This is a genomic window from Streptomyces sp. NPDC053432, from assembly GCF_055585365.1.
Window position 1 is genome coordinate 254,866 of the sequence record NZ_JBVJKF010000006.1, and the last position, 17,408, is coordinate 272,273.

The following is a 17,408-nucleotide window of genomic DNA, read 5'->3' on the forward strand; positions in this document are numbered from 1 at the left end:
CCATCCTAAGGCCCGTTCGGGGCGCCCCGGCCTTCCTGCGCACCGCGCTCAGTAGCTGGGAAGGGTCCGAGGGCCGAGGTCGCCGCGGGCCGGCGGGTGCGCGATCCGCACGGTGGCGCTGAGCACGGAGAACCCCTCGGTCGCGACCACCACAGGCTCCAGGGCGACCCCGACCACCTCGGGGTGGTCGTCCACCAGGCGGGACACGCGCAGGAGCAGCTCCTCCAGGGCGGGGGTGTCGACGGGGTCGCTGCCGCGCCAGCCGAAGAGGAGGGGAGCGGTCCGGATGGACCGGATCAGTCCCGCGGCGTCCCGGTCGGTGGCGGGGACGAGCCTGTGGGCGGTGTCACCGAGCAGCTCCGAGGCGACGCCCGCCAGCCCGAAGGACAGGACCGCGCCGACGGCCGGGTCCACGACGGACCGGACGACGGTGTCGACCCCGCGCGGCACCATGGCCTGCACCACGGGCAGGAGCTCCGCGGGCTTGCCGAGCCCCTCGGTGAGCTCCTCGTACGAACGCCGCAGCTCGGTCTCGTTGGCGAGGTCGAGCCGTACGCCGCCCAGGTCCGCGCGGTGGCGCAGGTGCGGGGCGGTGGTCTTGAGGGCCACGGGGTAGCCGAGGACCCCGGCGGCCCGGACGGCGGCGTCGGGGCTGGGCGCGGGCAGGGCGGGCAGCACGCGGATCCCGTAGCGGGCGAGCAGCTCGCGGCCGTCCCAGTCGGGCAGGGTCAGCACGCCTCCGCCGTCGGGGTCGAGGCCGGCCAGCAGCGCGGTCAGCTGGGCGGCGGCGCCGGCCTCGTCGATGTCCTCGTACTCGGGGACCTGCCCGGCCGTGTCCGCGGCGGCCCGCCGCCACTGGCCGTAGCGGACGGCCTCGGCGAGGGCCCGTACGGCCCGCTCTGCGGCGGGGTAGCTCGGGATCCGGCCGGGGTACCCGGCCGCCGGCTCGGCGGGGGCGGTGGCGAAGGGCGGGAGCGCGGCGGGGGCGGGCGCCCCGGCCTGCGGTGCGGACCTGGCCCCGGCCGGCGGCGCGGCGGGGGTGCGCACCTCGGGGACCGGCCCGGCCGGGAGGGGCTCTTCGGGGTCGGAGGCCCGGGCGGCGGAGAGGGCGGCCACCAGTTCGCCGAGTTCCACGTGCACGACCGCGACGGGCTTGCCCGGCACCTCGGTGACGGCGTCCCGCAGGGCATCGGCCAGGTCGTCGGCGAGGGCGCGCTCGCTCACCCAGGGGATGGCGGTGACGACGACGGCGTCGTTGTCCGGGGAGGCGAGCGCGGCGGCCAGCGCGTCGCGGAAATCGGCCGGGGAGGCCGCGGTCGTCAGGTCCAGCGGCGGCAGCGGGCTCAGGCCCTGGGTGAGGCAGGCGTCGTAGGTGAGGACGCCGAGGGACTCGGAGTTGCCGAGGATCGCGATCCGGGGCCCGGCGGGCAGCGGCTGCGCGGCCAGCAGCAGGCCGACGTCCACCAGCTCCGTCACGGTGTCGACCCGGATGACGCCCGCCTGCCGCAGCAGGTCGGAGACGGTGGCGTCGGGCAGCCGGGTGCCGGGGACGACATGGCCGGCCGGGGTGTGCCGGCCGCCCTTGGCGACGACCACCGGTTTGACGGCGGCGGTGCGGCGGGCGAGGCGGGTGAACTTCCGCGGGTTGCCGAGGGTTTCCAGGTACATGAGGGCGACGTCGGTCGCCTCGTCGTCGTACCAGTACTGGAGGATGTCGTTGCCGGAGACGTCGGCCCGGTTGCCCGCCGAGACGAAGGACGACAGCCCCTCGCCGCGCCGGAGGAGGGCCGAGAGCAGGGCGATGCCGATAGCCCCGGACTGCGTGAACAGGCCGATCCGGCCGCGCATGGGCATCGGCGCCGGGGTGAGGGAGGCGTTGAGCTCCACCTCCGGGGCGGTGTTGATCACCCCGTAGGCGTTCGGGCCGATCAGCCTCATCCCGTACGAGCGCACCTGGCGCACCAGTTCGCGCTGGCGCGCCAGCCCCTCGGGGCCGCTCTCCCCGTATCCGGCGGACAGCACGACGAGGCCCTGCACCCCGTGCTCGCCGCAGGCGGCCACGGCCTCCGGGACCCGGTCGGCGGGGACGGCGATCACGGCGAGGTCGACGGGCGCACCGATGGCCTCGACGGTGCGGTAGGCGCGGACGCCGTCGAGCAGGTCGCGGGTGACGGCTTCGTTGACGGCGTAGAGGTGGCCGTGGAAACCGCTGTCGCGCAGGTTGCGCAGGGCGGCGGCGCCGACGCCCGCTCCGGAGCGGCTGACGCCGACGACCGCCACCGAGCCGGGGGCGAGCAGGCGCTGCACCGAGCGCGCCTCGGCGCGCTGTTCGCGGGCGCGCTGCACGGCGAGGGATGCGGCGGTGGGTTCGAGGTCGAGGGTGAGGTGGACCGAGCCGTCCTCGAAGCTGCGCTTCTGCTCGTAGCCGACGTCGGTGAACACCTTGATCATCTTGCTGTTGGCGGGCAGCACCTCGGCGGCGAAGCGGCGGATGCCGCGCTCCCGGGCCACGGCGCCGATGTGTTCCAGGAGGGCGGAGGCGACGCCGCGGCCCTGGTGGGCGTCCTGGACGAGGAAGGCGACCTCGGCTTCGTCGGCGGGGGCGGAGGAGGGCCGCCCGTCGGGGCCGATGCGGTCGTAGCGGACGGTGCCGATGAACTCGCCGCCGATGGTCGCGGCGAGTCCGACGCGGTCGACGTAGTCGTGGTGCGTGAAGCGGTGCACGTCGCGGTCGGAGAGGCGGGGGTAGGGCGCGAAGAAGCGGTAGTACTTCGACTCGTCGGAGACCTGCTCGTAGAAGCTGACCAGGCGGCCCGCGTCCGCGGTGGTGATCGGCCTGATGCGGGCGGTGCCGCCGTCGCGCAGGACGACGTCCGCTTCCCAGTGGGCCGGGTACGAGGGGTCCGACTCGTTGGTCATGCCCATACCTTACGGGCCTGACGGGCGCCTGGGCGGGGCGGGTCGCGCTCGCGCGGCGCTCTAGGCAATCCGGGACGAAGCGGTGCAAGCTGGGGAGGGCCGAACGGCGGGAGGTTCGTGACGAAGGTCGGTCCGAGCATTCCGGGCTTCGTGAGAGACTGGTCTAGACAACCGTAAGAACCTGAAGGGCATCACCATGGCAGAGCGCCGCGTCAACGTCGGTTGGGCCGAGGGCCTGCACGCTCGTCCCGCCTCGATCTTCGTCCGTGCGACGACCGCTTCCGGCGTCCCGGTGACCATCGCGAAGGCCGGCGGCGACCCGGTCAACGCCGGTTCCATGCTGGCGGTTCTGGGCCTGGGCGCCCAGGGCGGCGAGGAGATCGTCCTCGCCTCCGAGGCCGATGGCGCGGAGGCCGCGCTGGACCGCCTCGCGAAGCTGGTCGCCGAGGGTCTCGAGGAGCTCCCCGAGACCGTCTGACCCTTCGGGTTCGCCACACCGCACCCGTCGAAGCCGCGCCCTCCTCGTGGAGGCCGCGGCTTCGGCGCGTCCGCCGGCACCCCTGTCCGGCGCGACGCCGCTCCTCGAACGCCCGAGGGGCTGAGGTGGGGTCGGCGCGCACGCCTCCGGGCGCGGCCGGCACCTCTTGCCCGCCTTTGCCGGGGCGGGCGCGCATCTGCCGGTTTCGGGAGCACGACCCACCTCTCCGGCCCGCACCTGCGAGCCGGCAGCGAGGACGATCCAGCCGCTCCGGCGTTTGAGGAGCGGGGTCCGGGGCGGACCCCCGGCGGCGGAGCCGCACCCGGACCCGCCGGCTCGCCGACCCGCCGACCCGGGCCTGGCCCCGTAAAAGCGCAGCCGAATTACACACACCGGAATTCCGTGCGCCCGAATTCACCGGCCCTGGGCGGCGGCCCGCACCGAATTAAACGGGGACCGGAATTCCGCCCGCGGGACCGGGATACCTGACCTTTGTATACGGCGCCTGTTAATGCCGGCCGCTCGACATGTTTACGGCAGGTTGCGAAGTGCTCACCGCCGCCCTGATCCGCAGCCGGTGCGCCCCCGCCGCCCGCTCGGCGTGGACCGCCGCCAGCGCCCGGGCCCGCTCGGCGTCGCCCCGGGCCACCGCGTCCACCACCGCCCCGTGCTCCGCCCAGGACTCCACCGGCCGGGCCGGCGCCTCCACCACGTACATCCAGGCGACCTTGTGCCGCATCTGCGTGAGCAGCGCGATCAGCCCCGGGCTGCCCGAGGCCTGCGCGAGCGTCTCGTGGAACCAGCCGCCCAGGGACCTCAGGTCCTCCCCCTGGCCCCGCCTGGCGCGCTCCTGACCCAGCCTGACCAGGCCCCGCAGCACCTTGAGGTGCGCCTCGGTGCGCCGCCGCGCGGCCCTGGCCGCGGCGAGCGGCTCCAGCAGCATCCGCAGCTCCAGCAGATCGGCGGCCTCCTGCTCCGTCGGCTCGGCCACGCAGGCCCCCGCGTGCCGCCGCGTGGTCACGAACCCCTCGGACTCCAGGGTCCGCAGCGCCTCACGGACCGGGACGCGGGAGACCCCGTACCGGCGGGCCAACACCTCCTCCGTCAGTCTGCTGCCCGGCCCGAAGACCCCGGAGACGATGTCGTCGCGAATTGCCGTGCATACCGCGTGCGCAGGAATACGCAAGACCGGACCTCCGCCTTTTCCGACTCACACCCTCATCGGTGCCGTGCCACTACTGCTGCGACTCTATTGCAACACACGATGATTTCCGAGAGCGGCCGGAAATGGGAAACCCGGGGCAGCCCCGGGAAGCCTGCCGAAACACGAAGACCCCGGCTCGGGGAGCCGGGGTCTTTCGGTGGCGCAGCGGTGCGGTGGAGTCGATCAGAGGTCGACGCCGTGCGAGCGCAGGTAGGCCAGGGGGTTGATGTCCGAGCCGTACTTCGCGCCGGTACGGGCCTCGAAGTGCAGGTGCGGGCCGCTGGAGTTGCCCGTGGAGCCCGACAGGCCGATCTGCTGGCCCGCGGTGACCTGCTGGCCGACGGAGACGTTCAGCTGCAGCAGGTGGCCGTACTGCGTGTACGTGCCGTCGTTGTGCTTGATGACGACGTTGTTGCCGTACGCACCGCCCCAGCCCGCCTCGACGACGACACCGGCGCCGACCGCGTGGACCGAGGTGCCCTCGTCGGCGTGGAAGTCGATGCCCGTGTGGCTGCCGGAGGACCACATGCCGCCGCCCGCGTGGTACTGCGTGGAGACGTAGGAGCCCTCGACCGGGGCGACGAAGGTGTTGAGGCGCTTGCGCTCCTCCTCGCGGGCCGCGCGCTCGGCGGCCTCGCGCTCGGCCTTCGCCTTGGCCTCGGCGAGACGCTTGGCCTCCGCCGCCTGCTGCCTGGCGTCGGCCTCGGCCTGCGCCTTGGCGGCGGCGTGCTCGGCTGCGCGCTGCTGGGAGTCGGCCTGCTCGGCGATGTCGCTCGGGAGCTCCTCGGCGACGACCACGGCACCGAGCGTGTTGTCCTGGGAGTGGTTGTTGCCACCGTTGTCCGCGGCGAAGGCCGGGGCGGCGATGGTGCCGACGACGCCGGTCGTGGCGAGGGCGGCTATGCCGGCGTAACCGGCGGTCTTGCGGCTCAGACGGCTGGAACCACGGTGCTTGCCGGAGCCGGCGGGACGACTGCCAAACGCCATGAAGGGGCTGATCCTTTCCTTCCTTCTCGCCTACCGGGTTAGCTGACGGGTTCGGAGCAGGAAGGTCTCCTACGGGCCCCCTCTTGCGAGGCGGTCCGATTCACCCCAGGGACTGATGTGGGTCCCCGGCTCCCCAGGCTCGCGCCTGACGGGGACTCGGCGATCGCTGCCCGGTGCCGCGGATGCGGCGCGTACAACTGACGGACAGCACGGCCGACGCTAGGCGGATCATCAGCCAATCACCAAACAGACACGCCCTTTTGTTGCGTACGCCACACCGCAAACAAGCAACCTCGCCACCAAACGGACAAAAGGGGCCCGAGCGGCCAAGCCGCCCGGGCCCCTCCAAGGACCGCCGTTCAAGCGCCAGTTGAGGACGCCGGTGGGGTATCTCAGTTGGTGACGACGCTCACTTCACCGATACCGAGGGCGCGCACCGGCTCCTCGATCAGCGACGCGTCACCCACCAGGACCGTGACGAGCCGGTCCGCCGGGAAGGCGCTCACGACCGCGGAAGTGGCCTCCACGGTGCCGGTTTCGGCGAGCCGGGCGTACAACTGCGCCTGGAAGTCGTCCGGAAGTTCCTGCTCGACCTGGTCGGCGAGGGTGCCGGCGACCGAGGCCGCCGTCTCGAACTTCAGCGGGGCCACGCCCACCAGGTTCTGCACCGCCACGTCCCGTTCGGCGTCGGTCAGTCCGCCCTCCGCGAGGGTGCGGAGCACCTTCCAGAGGTCCTCCAGGGCCGGTCCGGTGTTCGGGGTGTCCACCGAGCCGCTGATGGCGAGCATGGAGGCGCCCTTGCCGTCCGCGGTGGAACGCAGCACCTGGCCGAAGGCGCGCACGCCGTAGGTGTACCCCTTCTCCTCGCGCAGCACCTTGTCCAGGCGTGAGGTGAGGGTGCCGCCCAGGCAGTAGGTGCCGAGCACCTGGGCCGCCCAGACCCGGTCGTGGCGGTCCGGCCCGATGCGGCCGATCAGCAGCTGCGTCTGGACCGCGCCGGGACGGTCCACGATGACCACACGGCCGGTGTCGTCCGCGGTGACGGCGGGCACCGGGAGCGGGTCGGCGAGGTCGCCCGTCCAGGTGCCCAGGGTGTCCGCCAGCACGGCGTCCAGGTCGATGCCGGTCAGGTCGCCGACGATCACCGCGGTGGCGGTGGCGGGGCGTACGTGGGCCTCGTAGAAGGCGCGTACGGCGGTCGCGTCGATCCGGGCGACCGTCTCCTCGGTGCCCTGGCGCGGGCGGGACATCCGCAGGGTGGCCGGGAAGAGCTCCTTGGAGAGCTGCTTGGCGGCCCGGCGCTGCGGGTTGGCCTGCTCGTGCGGGATCTCGTCGAGCCGGTTGCGCACCAGCCGGTCGACCTCGCTGTCGGCGAAGGCGGGCGCGCGCAGCGCCTCGGCGAGCAGGCCCAGCGCCTTGTGCAGGCGGGAGGCCGGGACCTCCAGGGAGACCCGCAGGCCCGGGTGGTCGGCGTGCGCGTCGAGGGTGGCGCCGCAGCGCTCCAGCTCGGCGGCGAACTCCTCGGCGGAGTGCTTGTCGGTGCCCTCGGAGAGCGCGCGGGCCATGATGGTGGCCACGCCGTCCAGGCCCTCGGGCTCCGCGTCCAGCGGGGCGGCGAGGTTGATCTCGACGGCGACGACCTGCTGGCCCGGCCGGTGGCAGCGCAGCAGGGTGAGGCCGTTGGGCAGCACGCTCCGCTCGGGGGCGGGGAAGGCCCACGGCTTGGCCTCGCCGGCCTGCGGCCGCGGGTGGAAGGTCATCGTGACGGCTGCGGTGTCGCTCACTGCTCCGCCCCCTCGTTCTCGTCGCTCTCGTCGGACTCGGCGGACTCCTCGGAGCCCGGCAGCGGCTCGTAGACCAGCACCGCGCGGTTGTCGGGGCGCAGCCGGGCAGCGGCCACGGCCTGCACCTCCTCCGCGGTGACGGAGAGCACCCGCTGGACGGCGGTCAGCGCCAGCTGCGGGTCGCCGAACAGCACCGCGAACCGGCACAGTTCGTCCGCGCGGCCGGCCACCGTGCTCAGCCGGTCCAGCCACTCGCGCTCCAGCTGCGCCTGCGCGCGCTCCATCTCCTCGGCGGTGGGGCCCTCGGCGGCGAACCGGGCGAGCTCCTCGTCCACGGCGGCCTCGATGACGGGCACCTCGACCCCGCTGGAGGTCTTGATGTCCAGCCAGCCCAGCGAGGGCGCCCCCGCCAGCCGCAGCATGCCGAAGCCGGCCGCCACGGCCGTCTGGTCGCGGCGTACCAGACGGTTGTGCAGCAGGGAGGACTCCCCGCCGCCCAGGATCGTCAGCGCCACGTCCGCCGCGTCGCACTCGCGCGTGCCGTCGTGCGGGAGCCGGTAGGCGGCCATCAGCGCACGCGCCGGGACCTCCTCGACGATCTCCTCGCGCAGCTGCCCGCCCATGATCTCGGGCAGCGTGCCGTCGCGGGGCGGCTGCTTGCCGTCGTGCGCGGGGATGGAGCCGAAGTACTTCTCGACCCACGCCAGGGTCTGCTCGGGGTCGATGTCGCCGACGACCGACAGCACGGCGTTGTTGGGCGCGTAGTACGTACGGAAGAAGTTGCGGGCGTCCTCCAGGGACGCGGCGTCCAGGTCGGCCATGGAGCCGATCGGGGTGTGGTGGTACGGGTGGCCCTCCGGGTAGGCGAGGGCGGTCAGCTTCTCGAACGCCGTGCCGTAGGGGACGTTGTCGTACCGCTGGCGGCGCTCGTTCTTGACGACGTCGCGCTGGTTCTCCATGGACTCCTCGTCCAGGGCGGCCAGCAGCGAACCCATCCGGTCCGCCTCCAGCCACAGCGCGAGCTCCAGCTGGTGGGCCGGCATGGTCTCGAAGTAGTTGGTGCGCTCGAAGCTGGTGGTGCCGTTGAGGGAGCCGCCGGCGCCCTGGACGAGCTCGAAGTGACCGTTGCCCGGTACCTGCTTCGAGCCCTGGAACATCAGGTGCTCGAAGAGGTGAGCAAGACCGGTACGCCCCTTGACTTCGTGGCGCGAACCGACGTCGTACCACAGGCAGACCGCGGCGACCGGGGTCAGGTGGTCCTCGGAGAGCACCACGCGCAGGCCGTTGGCCAGCCGGTGCTCGGTCGCTGTCAGGCCGCCGGAGCCGGCCTGAGCTGTGGCCGTGTGACCCATGGGCATGTGGTCCCTTCGATCGCGATGCAGAGATTTCTTCTCGACCTGCCACTGTATGCAAGCGCGTCGCCCACCGGATAAGTTCCCGGGTCACTCCCCCGCACTCCGTATGGGGGGACCCCCGGGGTCGGAGTCGGCGTTGTCGGTGCCTCGGGACACAATGGTCCGCGTCGTACCGACCGACAGCCCCGAATCAGCCAGACGACGCCACACCCGTCACACTCAGCAAGACCGAGCCGCACCCCAGCACACCCATTCTTGGTTAAGGAGCCGCGCAGCGATGGCCCGCCGCAGCACGAAGACCCCGCCGCCGGAGGATTTCGAGGAGAAGATCCTCGACATCGACGTCGTCGACGAAATGCAGGGCTCCTTCCTCGAGTACGCGTACTCGGTGATCTACTCCCGTGCCCTGCCCGACGCCCGGGACGGCATGAAGCCGGTCCACCGGCGCATCGTCTACCAGATGAACGAGATGGGGCTCCGCCCCGACCGCGGCTACGTGAAGTGCGCGCGCGTCGTCGGCGAGGTCATGGGCAAGCTCCACCCGCACGGTGACGCGTCGATCTACGACGCCCTCGTGCGCATGGCCCAGCCCTTCTCGATGCGCCTCCCGCTGGTCGACGGGCACGGCAACTTCGGTTCGCTCGGCAACGACGACCCGCCGGCCGCCATGCGTTACACCGAGTGCAAGATGGCGGACGCCACGTCGCTGATGACGGAGTCGATCGACGAGGACACCGTCGACTTCACCGCCAACTACGACGGCCAGGAGCGGGAACCGGTCGCGCTGCCCGCGGCGTACCCGAACCTGCTGGTCAACGGCGCCTCCGGGATCGCGGTCGGCATGGCCACCAACATGCCCCCGCACAACCTCGGCGAGGTCATCGCGGCGGCCCGCCACCTGATCCGCTACCCGCAGGCGGACCTGGAGGCGCTGATGCGCTTCGTGCCGGGTCCCGACCTGCCCACGGGCGGCCGGATCGTCGGGCTCTCGGGCATCAAGGACGCCTACGAGAACGGCCGCGGCACCTTCAAGATCCGCGCGACGGTGACCGTGGAGAACGTCACGGCGCGCCGCAAGGGCCTGGTCGTCACCGAACTGCCCTTCACGGTCGGCCCCGAGAAGGTCATCGCGAAGATCAAGGACCTGGTCGGTTCGAAGAAGCTCCAGGGCATCGCCGACGTCAAGGACCTCACCGACCGCGCGCACGGCCTGCGCCTGGTCATCGAGATCAAGAACGGCTTCCACCCCGAGGCGGTGCTGGAGCAGCTGTACAAGCTGACGCCGATGGAGGAGTCCTTCGGCATCAACAACGTGGCGCTCGTGGACGGCCAGCCGCTGACCCTGGGCCTCAAGGAGCTGCTGGAGGTCTACCTCGACCACCGCTTCGAGGTCGTCCGGCGCCGCAGCGAGTTCCGCCGCGGCAAGCGCCGCGACCGGCTGCACCTGGTCGAGGGCCTGCTGGTGGCCCTGCTCGACATCGACGAGGTCATCCGCCTCATCCGGGACAGCGACAACTCCGCCCAGGCGAAGGAACGCCTGATGGAGCGTTTCTCCCTGAGCGAGACGCAGACCCAGTACATCCTGGACACGCCGCTGCGCCGGCTCACCCGCTTCGACCGGATCGAGCTGGAGTCCGAGCGCGACCGGCTGAACGGCGAGATCGACGAGCTCACCGGGATCCTGGAGTCCGACACCGAGCTGCGCAAGCTGGTCTCCACAGAGCTGGCGGCGGTCGCGAAGAAGTTCGGCACCGAGCGCCGTACGGTCCTGCTGGAGTCGGCGGGCACCGCGGTGGCGGCGGTTCCGCTGGAGGTCGCGGACGACCCGTGCCGGGTGCTGCTGTCCTCGACGGGCCTGCTGGCGCGCACGGCGACCGGTGACCCGCTCCCCGCGGACGAGGGCGGCGCCCGCGCGAAGCACGACCTGATCGTCTCCCAGGTGGCGGCGACCGCACGGGCCGACGTCGGCGTGGTCACCTCGTACGGGCGGCTGCTGCGGCTGTCGGTGATCGACCTGCCGCAGCTGCCGGACACGCACGCCGCGCCGAACCTGGCGGGCGGCGCCCCGGTCTCGGAGTTCCTCTCCGGGCTGGAGGCGGACGAGAAGGTGGTCTGCCTGACCTCGCTGGACGAGTCCTCGCAGGGCCTGGCGCTGGGCACCGAGCAGGGTGTGGTCAAGCGGGTCGTGCCCGACTACCCGGCCAACAAGGACGAGCTGGAGGTCATCACCCTCAAGGAGGGCGACCGCATCGTGGGCGCGGTCGAGCTGCGCACGGGTGAGGAGGACCTGGTCTTCATCACCGACGACGCCCAGCTGCTGCGCTACCCGGCGGGCCAGGTGCGCCCGCAGGGCCGCCCGGCGGGCGGTATGGCGGGCATCAAGCTCTCCGACAACGCCAAGGTGATCCACTTCTCGGCCGTGGACCCGGCCCGGGACGCGGTGGTGTTCACGGTGGCGGGCTCGCAGGGGACGCTGGACGGCTCGGTGCTGTCGGGCAAGCTGACCCCCTTCGACCAGTACCCGCGCAAGGGCCGGGCCACCGGCGGTGTGCGCTGCCAGCGGTTCCTGAAGGGCGAGGACATGCTGGTGCTGGCCTGGGCGGGCGGCACCCCGGCCCGCGCGGCCTCGGCGAACGGCACCCCGGCCGAACTCCCGGCCCCGGACCCGCGCCGCGACGGCTCGGGCACCGCACTGCCGGCGGTGGTCGCGGCGCTGGCGGGTCCGGCGCTGTAGGGCGGACGACGGCATTCGGGTGGTACGGCTCGGGGGACGTACCACCCGAATGGCGACTAGTGTTTTCCCTCTTGGCGTTGGTGGGGGGAGTCACAGCTGATGAGTCGTCGGTCGGGCGGATTGATCGGGGATTGGGCCGAGTCCCAGCGCCGGCAGCAGCGGACTCAGCTGGTGCAGCAGCGCGAGGCAGAGCGCCGCCGACGGGCGTGGGACCGGGACGTGGCCCGCGGTGAGCGCGAGCAGCAGGCCGCCTACCGTCAGCACCGCGAGGCCGAGGCTCTCCGCCGTACGGCCGGGATCGAGGCCGAGGTCACGGCGTTGCAGAACCTGTTGGCCGATGGCTGTCGGGCGGCGGCGTTCCGGATGGCGTCCCTGGTCCGGAGCGAGCAGCTCGAACCTTTCCATCCGGGTGACTTGGCACATCCTGTGCCGACACCCCGCCTGGAGCAATTCCTGCAGCAGAGCAGCGGCATGGCGCTCGGTTCCTACCGTCGAACCCAGGCGGAGCGTGAGGCGAACGCCCAGTACACACGTGCCCTGCAGAAGGCACAGGCGGCGGAGACGCGACGCCAGGAGCGGCTGGCCGAGTACCGCCGGCAGTACGACCGGCGGGCGGCCGAGCGGCTCGCCGAGATCCGCGACCACAACGCCGGTCTCACGGAGCTGACCACTGCGTTGCGCGGCGGCGACGCCGAGGCGGCGGTCGAATATTTCTCGGCCGCCCTCTATGCGTCCACTGCGTGGCCCGGCCACTTGCCGAGGCAGCTGACCGCAGCCTACGACCCGGCGGCGCGCCAGCTGGTGCTCGACTGGGAGCTGCCGCGGTACGAGGTCGTGCCGGAGACGAAGTCGGTCCGGTACGTGCCGAGCACGGACCAGGACAAGGAAACAGCCCGCCCGGTCACGCAACGGCGGGCGCTCTACCGGGACCTGCTGGCGCAATGCGTGCTGCTGGTGGTGCGCGAGCTTTACGCGGCGGACGAGTTCGGCATGCTGGACTCGGTCGTGGTCAACGGTTTCGTGGACGACCACGACCCGGTGACGGGCCGCGAGGCACAACTGGTGCTCGCCACGGTGTCGGCGCCCCGGCGGGCCTTCGAAGAGCTGCGGCTGGAACAGGTCAGCGGGGTGGACTGTCTGGTCTCGGGCCTGGGTGGGCAGCTGTCGGCGCGGCCCGACCAGCTGACGGCGGTCCGCCCCGGGCGCAGGCCCGACGAAGTCGGCACCGTGGTGAGCCACGGTGGTCACGCGGACGACGAGAACGAGCCCGACCTTTTCGCGATGGACCCGATCGCCTTCGAGAACCTGGTGGCGGAGCTCTTCCGGGCCATGGGCATGGAGGCTGTGACGACACAGCGGTCGGGTGACGGCGGGGTCGACGTCGAGGCCTTCGACCCCACCCCGATCCGAGGCGGACGGATCGTGGTGCAGGTCAAGCGCTATCGGCACACCGTGTCGCCGACAGCCGTACGTGATCTGTACGGAACGGTCCAGGACAAGGGGGCGAACAAGGGGGTGCTGGTCACCACCGCGTCCTTCGGGCCGACGTCGTACACCTTCGCAAGCGGCAAGCCATTGGAGTTGGTCCCCGGCGTCAAGCTCGTGGAACTGCTGCACCAGTACGGCCTGCGCGGCCGCCTCGGTGGCGGCCCGGCCCGGCGGACGCCCGAGCCGGCGGCCCCCGCGTCGGAGCACAACGTGCTCGGCATGTCCTGGGCCGGCTCGGTCGCCCTCGACGTGTGCGCTCTCGTCTGCACGGGCAACCGGGTGCTGAGCGAGGAGCACTTCGTGTTCTTCAACAACCCGCGCACGCCGGACGGTTCGGTACGGGCCCGCGCGCACGCGGCGCCCGACAAGGCGGCGGTCGAGGTCGCCTTCGACGACCTGCCGCGCGAGGCGGACCGGCTGGTCCTGGTCGCCGCGGTCGACCCGGAGGTCGATCCGCACGCCGACCTGGCGGGGTTCACGGACGCCCGGATCCGGCTCCTCGACGCGGCCGGCTCGGAGCTCGGGCAGCTGGAGGTCTCCGACGGGCGGGCGGGTGAGACCGCGCTGGTGCTGGGCTCGTTCCGGCGCCGGGCCAACGGCGACTGGGACTTCGTGATCGGCGGCAAGGGCTACCGGGGCGGGCTGGAGGACCTGCTGCGGGAGTTCGGCGTCGAGGTGGAGTAGGGGCGGCGGGACAGCACGTCTAAGCGGTCTCCGCCCGATCCGCGGAGTCCGGGGCCTCCGGCGCGTGCTGCGCGGGCCGCGCCACGTACCGCAGCACTCCCCACATGCTCTCCGGGCCGAGCTCGTGCGGCGCCTCCTCCCGGCAGGCCTCCAGCTCGCGGAGCAGGCCCGGCCCGTCCGTGCCGCAGCCGATCAGGACGAGCTGGGTCAGGCGTTCCTCGCCCCGCTCCCAGGGCCCGGGGGCGAAGCGGAGGAAGCGGCCGACCGCGTGGACCTCGTACTTCTCCTCGTGCCCGGGGACGCCGAAGTGGACGAAGCCCTTGATCCGGTAGAGCCCGGCCGGCCGGCGGTCGAGGAAGTCGATGAACCGGCGCGGCGAGAGGGCCTGCCCGGAGACGAACTCGACGGCCTCGTAGGCGGCGTGCGCGTGTGTGCCGTGGTCGTCGCCGTGGTCCTCGGCCTCCGCCAGCAGGTCCTCGAAGGAGAGCTGGCCGCGCGTCTCGGTCCAGGGGCGGCGGTCGAAGAGCAGCTCGGGGTCGATCCGGCCGTGATCGGCGCCGACGACCGGTGTGCCCGGGGCGCACAGGGTGGCCAGGAGTCCCTCGATGCGGGCGCGCTCGGCCGCGTCCACCCGGTCGGTCTTGTTGAGCACCACGAGGTCGGAGACGGCGAGGTGGCGGTCGGACTCCGGGTGCGCGGTCCGGGTCGCGTCGAACTCCGCCGCGTCCACGACCTGCACCAGTCCGCCGTAACGGACGGCCGGGTTCTCGTTGGCGACGAGCATCCGGACCATCTCCTGGGGCTCGGCCAGCCCGCTCGCCTCGATGACGATCACGTCGATGCGGTGGACGGGTGCGGCGAGCTTCTCCAGGTACGTGTCGAGCTCGCTGCCGTCGACCGCGCAGCACAGGCAGCCGCCGCCGAGGGAGACCATCGAGTCACCGAGCTGCCCGGCCACCGACATGGCGTCGATCTCGATCGACCCGAAGTCGTTGACGACGACTCCGATCCGGGTGCCTCCCCGGTGGGCGAGGAGGTGGTTCAGCACGGTGGTCTTGCCGGATCCGAGGAAGCCGGAGAGGACGATGACGGGGATGGGCTGGATGGTCTGACTGCTGCTCACCCGGTCGATCGTAGCCAGGACCGGTCACTGGAGGGGCGGCACCGGCTGCGGCGGAGTGGGACCGGTGTAGCGGGCGGCCGGGCGGATGATCTTCGAGTCGGCGGCCTGTTCGAGCACATTGGCGCTCCAGCCGACCACGCGGGCCGCGCAGAAGGTGGGGGTGAACATCTCCCGGGGCAGTCCGCACAGCTCCATGACCACGCCCGCGTAGAACTCCACGTTGGTGTGCAGTTCCCGGCCCGGCTTGAGCTCGGCGAGGATCTCCTCCACCTGGCGCTCGACCTCGACGGCGAAGTCCACGAGCGGGCCGCCGAACTGGCGCGCGATGTCACGCAGCATGCGGGAGCGGGGGTCCTCGGTGCGGTAGACGGGGTGACCGAAGCCCATGATCCGGTCCCCCGCCAGGACCCGCTCGCGGATCCACGGCCCGATCCGGTCGGCGGTACCGATGGCGTCGAGGGTGTCGAGGGCGCGACTGGGCGCGCCGCCGTGCAGCGGGCCGGAGAGCGCGCCGATCGCACCGGTCAGGCAGGCGGCGACATCGGCGCCGGTGGAGGCGATGACGCGGGCGGTGAAGGTCGAGGCGTTGAAGCCGTGGTCGATGGTGCAGATGAGGTAGCGCTCGACCGCGCGGGCCTTGGCCGGGTCGGGTTCCCGCCCGGTGAGCATGTACAGGTAGTTCTCGGCGTACGGCAGGTCGTCGCGCGGCTCGACCGGTTCGAGGCCCTGGCCCAGCCGGTGCAGGGCGGTGAGCAGGGTCGGTACGGCGGCGCAGGCGGCGAGCGCGTCGGCGGCCCGGCGGGCCGGGTCGATGTCGTAGACGGGGCGGAAGCCGGCGGAGGCGCCGAGCAGCGAGAGGCCGGTGCGCAGACCGGCGAGGGGGCCGGAGAGCGCGGTGGCCCGCGCGAGGGCGGGGAGGGCGTCGCGCACCTCTTCGGGGAGCCGGCGCAGCGGGGCGATCTCGGCGGTGAAGGCGGCGCGCTCGGCGGCGTCCGCAGGCAGGGCGCCGCGGAACATCAGGTGCCATACGTCCTCGAAGCCGCGGCCGGCCGCGAGCTCCACGGCCGAGTACTGGCGGTAGTGGTAGAAGCCCTCACGGCCCCGGACGTCACCGAGCTCGGTTTCGGTGACCACGACTCCCGCGAGACCGCGGGGTACTTCGACGGTGGTGTTCATGGATCGACCATCCATGATGGATTGAATCCTTGTCAATGTTGATTAGATCAATATAACTCTGACTCTGTAAGGTGTCCGCCATGAGCGACGAGAGCGACGCCGGCACGGATCACGGGCGCAGGATCGGCACGCAGGACGCGGCCCGGCTGCTCGGGGTGAAGCCGGCGACGGTGTACGCGTACGTCAGCCGCGGCCAGCTCACCAGCCGCCGCGATCCCGCGGGCCGGGGCAGCACCTTCGATGCGGCCGAGGTCGAGGAGCTGGCCCGGCGCAGCCGCCGGGAGGCGGCTGCGCCCGCGGGCGGGGAGCTGGCCGTGCGCACCTCCCTCACGCTCATCGAGTCCGACCGGTACTGGTTCCGGGGCGTGGACGCCGTGGCCCTGGCTTCCCGGTACCGGTTCGAGGAAGTGGCGGAGTGGCTCTGGACGGGGGCGGTCGGTACCGGCACCCGGTTCGCCGCTCCCCCGGAGCCGCTGGCCGCGGCCCGGAAGGCGGTGGCCGCGCTGCCCGAGCACTGCGGGCCGCTCGACCGGCTCCGGGTGGCGGTCGCCGCCGCGGCCGTGGCGGATCCACTGCGCTTCGACCTCTCGGAGACGTCGGTACTGGGCTCGGCGCGCTGCCTGATCCCCACGCTGGTCGGCGCGCTGCCGGTGGTCGGCCCCGCCCAGTGGGCCGGGGACGGCCGCATCACCCGGCAGTTGTGGTCGCGCCTGACCGCGCGGGAGCCGGACCCGGACGCGCTCGGCGCGCTGGACCTGGCGCTCGGGCTGCTGGTGGACCACGACCTGGCCGCCTCGACGCTGGCCGTGCGCGTGGCCGCGTCTGCGCGGGCCCATCCGTACGCGGCGGTGTCCGCGGGCCTCGGAGCGCTGGAGGGTCCGCTGCACGGCGCGGCCGGACGTCTCGCGCACCGGATGCTCGTCGAGGTCCTGGAACGCGGCGGGGCCGCGCCGGTGGTGGCGGAATACCTCAGGGCGGGCCGCCGGGTGCCGGGCCTGGGGCACCGGCTGTACCGCGGCGAGGACCCGCGGGCGCGGGCCCTGTTCGACCGGCTGGAGGGCCTCCCGCAGGCCGCTCCGGCCCTGGCCGCCGCACGCGAGGTGGCCGCGCTGATGGCCCGGCAGGGCGGGCTGCACCCCAATGTGGACCTGGCGCTGGCGGTGCTGACGGTGTCCTGCGGGATGGAGGCCGAGGCGGGGGAGACGGTCTTCGCGGTGTCCCGTACGGCGGGCTGGATCGCGCACGCGCTGGAGGAGTACCAGGAACGCCCCCTGCGCATGCGGCCCAGCGGCCAGTACCAGGGCCCCCGACCGCCGCAGCCGATGCCGACGCCGACCCCGTGACCCGCGGGGAGGCCCCGCGGCGTCGCCGGCCCGGGCCGTCGTCGCCGGGGGCGCCCGGCTCGTCGCCCAGCACGTCGGCCACGCCCCGCCGCTCCGCGCCCGGCCCACCCGCCGGGATGTGACATGGGCGGCG

At 72.8% G+C, this 17,408-nt stretch carries 12 protein-coding genes and 1 riboswitch; of the genes, 4 read left to right on the top strand and 8 right to left on the bottom strand.

What is annotated here, in order from left to right; translation table 11 throughout:
• Nucleotides 1-48: 48 nt before the first annotated feature.
• Entirely contained in the window at nucleotides 49-2,925 is a 2,877-nt protein-coding gene (locus ACZ6Y1_RS13290; RefSeq protein ID WP_469627209.1) for a bifunctional acetate--CoA ligase family protein/GNAT family N-acetyltransferase, read from the bottom strand.
• 190 nt (nucleotides 2,926-3,115) lie between these two features.
• On the opposite strand from ACZ6Y1_RS13290, the gene ACZ6Y1_RS13295 reads away from it, so the two are divergent.
• Nucleotides 3,116-3,397 carry an HPr family phosphocarrier protein gene (locus ACZ6Y1_RS13295; RefSeq protein ID WP_376656735.1) on the top strand — a complete coding sequence of 94 codons (282 nt, stop codon included), beginning with the start codon at nucleotides 3,116-3,118 and terminating at the stop codon, nucleotides 3,395-3,397.
• A 508-nt stretch (nucleotides 3,398-3,905) separates the two neighbouring features.
• Here the strand turns inward: ACZ6Y1_RS13295 and ACZ6Y1_RS13300 are convergent.
• From ACZ6Y1_RS13300 to ACZ6Y1_RS13315, 4 genes are all read right to left on the bottom strand, one after another.
• Nucleotides 3,906-4,583: a GntR family transcriptional regulator gene (locus ACZ6Y1_RS13300; RefSeq protein WP_469627213.1), complete on the bottom strand. Its 678-nt coding sequence runs from the start codon at nucleotides 4,581-4,583 to the stop codon at nucleotides 3,906-3,908.
• Between the two features lie 201 nt (nucleotides 4,584-4,784).
• The gene (locus ACZ6Y1_RS13305; RefSeq protein ID WP_469627216.1) at nucleotides 4,785-5,588 is read right to left on the bottom strand and encodes a M23 family metallopeptidase; all 804 of its coding nucleotides are present in this window, start codon (nucleotides 5,586-5,588) and stop codon (nucleotides 4,785-4,787) included.
• A gap of 13 nt (nucleotides 5,589-5,601) precedes the next feature.
• A riboswitch (cyclic di-AMP (ydaO/yuaA leader) is annotated at nucleotides 5,602-5,760 on the bottom strand.
• A gap of 220 nt (nucleotides 5,761-5,980) precedes the next feature.
• Nucleotides 5,981-7,348, bottom strand: coding sequence for a M16 family metallopeptidase (locus ACZ6Y1_RS13310; protein WP_469627473.1), 1,368 nt, complete (start codon nucleotides 7,346-7,348; stop codon nucleotides 5,981-5,983).
• A 20-nt stretch (nucleotides 7,349-7,368) separates the two neighbouring features.
• The gene (locus ACZ6Y1_RS13315; RefSeq protein ID WP_469627218.1) at nucleotides 7,369-8,724 is read right to left on the bottom strand and encodes a M16 family metallopeptidase; all 1,356 of its coding nucleotides are present in this window, start codon (nucleotides 8,722-8,724) and stop codon (nucleotides 7,369-7,371) included.
• Between the two features lie 280 nt (nucleotides 8,725-9,004).
• On the opposite strand from ACZ6Y1_RS13315, the gene ACZ6Y1_RS13320 reads away from it, so the two are divergent.
• Nucleotides 9,005-11,461, top strand: a complete 2,457-nt coding sequence (locus ACZ6Y1_RS13320; RefSeq protein WP_469627221.1) for a DNA gyrase/topoisomerase IV subunit A — start codon at nucleotides 9,005-9,007, stop codon at nucleotides 11,459-11,461.
• A gap of 90 nt (nucleotides 11,462-11,551) precedes the next feature.
• On the opposite strand, the gene ACZ6Y1_RS13325 is transcribed toward ACZ6Y1_RS13320, so the two are convergent.
• A complete protein-coding gene (locus tag ACZ6Y1_RS13325) occupies nucleotides 11,552-11,866 on the bottom strand; it encodes a RuvC family protein (protein ID WP_469627224.1) in 315 nt (104 codons plus the stop codon).
• A 21-nt stretch (nucleotides 11,867-11,887) separates the two neighbouring features.
• On the opposite strand from ACZ6Y1_RS13325, the gene ACZ6Y1_RS13330 reads away from it, so the two are divergent.
• Nucleotides 11,888-13,633, top strand: a complete 1,746-nt coding sequence (locus tag ACZ6Y1_RS13330) for a restriction endonuclease (RefSeq protein WP_469627226.1) — start codon at nucleotides 11,888-11,890, stop codon at nucleotides 13,631-13,633.
• Nucleotides 13,634-13,652: 19 nt separating this feature from the next.
• Here ACZ6Y1_RS13330 and ACZ6Y1_RS13335 read toward each other — a convergent pair whose 3' ends face one another.
• Complete coding sequence (locus tag ACZ6Y1_RS13335; protein WP_469627229.1) at nucleotides 13,653-14,756, bottom strand: CobW family GTP-binding protein; 1,104 nt, start codon at nucleotides 14,754-14,756, stop codon at nucleotides 13,653-13,655.
• 24 nt (nucleotides 14,757-14,780) lie between these two features.
• On the bottom strand, nucleotides 14,781-15,947 hold the full coding sequence (locus ACZ6Y1_RS13340; protein WP_469627232.1) for a citrate synthase/methylcitrate synthase: 1,167 nt from the start codon (nucleotides 15,945-15,947) through the stop codon (nucleotides 14,781-14,783).
• A 65-nt stretch (nucleotides 15,948-16,012) separates the two neighbouring features.
• On the opposite strand from ACZ6Y1_RS13340, the gene ACZ6Y1_RS13345 reads away from it, so the two are divergent.
• Entirely contained in the window at nucleotides 16,013-17,275 is a 1,263-nt protein-coding gene (locus tag ACZ6Y1_RS13345; RefSeq protein WP_469627235.1) for a citrate/2-methylcitrate synthase, read from the top strand.
• Nucleotides 17,276-17,408 lie beyond the last annotated feature (133 nt).